Here is a 1,403-nt window from a genome sequence, read left to right as displayed (position 1 = left end):
ATATTTGTCAAATTCGACATCGAAGTTTTCTTGGTCAGGTTTGACTGGATTCCCCTCACCGTTCAACATATTAAGAGCAATTAAAAATATCAGTATGCCACCTGCCAACTGAAACGAGCCAATCGAGATACCCAAAGCTCTCAACAAGATCTCGCCTGCTACAGTAAAAAAACTAATAGTAATAAAGATCGTAACACAAGCTACCCGAGCAACCCTACGACGATCAATCATCGAGTAGCCGCGGGTTAAATCTAAAAACAGCGTCAAAGCTGCAAAAGGATTAATCAATACCACAAAGGCTAAGATAATCTTGATAATTTCAGTATTCACTGAGCGCTCGCTTGTTTAACGATAAAAATCAGGCAAAAGATAAGGCCATCGTGCGAGTGCAACGATGACCCAATAATCGGTTAACAGCGGCATTGTAGCATAGGCAGATAACCTAATTAAATCATTAACTTTGGTTAATATTTACACCTCTTAGTAATGAGCGAATTATTGCTCATTCAGCACTAATTCAGTACTGAAATCAAGACCGATATCTAATGCGGTCGTACTGTGCGTCAAATAGCCCATTGCAATAAAATCAACGCCCGTCTCTGCGACCCCTTGTACCGTTTTAGGGGTAATGCCACCTGATGCCTCAGTTTTAGCGCGACCTTTACACATTGCTACTGCTTGCGTCAATATCTCAGGTGACATGTTATCTAATAAAACTAAAGTTGCACCAGCATCTAGCGCTTGCTGTAGCTGCTCTAACGTATCAACTTCAACTTCAATCGGGATCAGGTGACCGGCGAAATTCTGTGCCTGCTTGATGGCAGTCTTGATATCACCTGCAATGGCAATGTGATTGTCTTTAATTAAAATCGCATCGTCCAAACCCAAGCGATGGTTGCGCCCGCCGCCACAGCGTACCGCGTACTTTTGTACCGTACGCAGACCTGGAATAGTTTTACGCGTACAGGTAATTTGCGCGGGATACTCTGCCACACTATCGACAATCTGCCGCGTCGCTGTCGCAATACCACTTAGATGCGTCATAAAGTTCAATGCGGTACGCTCGGCTGTCAATAGATGACGCGCGTTGCCGCTGACAGTTGCTAATACTGTATCAGCATCAACCAACTCACCATCAGCAACTTGAGCAGTAAACTCAATTTGCGCATCAACCAAAGCAAAGGACAATCGTGCCAAATCCATCCCACATATCACGCCTGCTTGCCGCGCTTTAATCTGTAATTGTGCTTGCACATCGGCTGGGATAGTTGCTTGAGATGTGACATCACCACGTCTACCCAAATCTTCTGTTAGTGCCACTTCAACCAATGGCTTAAGCAATACCTCATCTAATGCTGGTTCTTGTATGACTGTCATTTTTAGTCCTTTTTTATGCGCAATGC

The 1,403-nt window shown here is 44.0% G+C and carries 2 protein-coding genes; both read right to left on the bottom strand.

Features of this window, described 5'->3' with window-relative positions:
• The coding region (locus ACS8FD_RS14530; RefSeq protein WP_439276379.1) for a MarC family protein at positions 1-330 on the bottom strand (330 nt) is incomplete at its 3' end.
• A 165-nt stretch (positions 331-495) separates the two neighbouring features.
• Positions 496-1,377 carry a carboxylating nicotinate-nucleotide diphosphorylase gene (nadC, locus tag ACS8FD_RS14525; RefSeq protein WP_439261206.1) on the bottom strand — a complete coding sequence of 294 codons (882 nt, stop codon included), beginning with the start codon at positions 1,375-1,377 and terminating at the stop codon, positions 496-498.
• Between the last annotated feature and the right edge of the window lie 26 nt (positions 1,378-1,403).

It is taken from the genome of Psychrobacter sp. 1U2 (assembly GCF_051847575.1).
Note: the sequence above shows the minus strand (reverse complement) of the source record. Positions and strands in the feature narration are given on the sequence as shown.

Excerpts from the sequence above, each read along its gene's own strand:
- nadC (WP_439261206.1), bottom strand. The coding sequence starts at position 1,377 with ATGACAGTCATACAAGAACCAGCATTAGATGAGGTATTGCTTAAGCCA.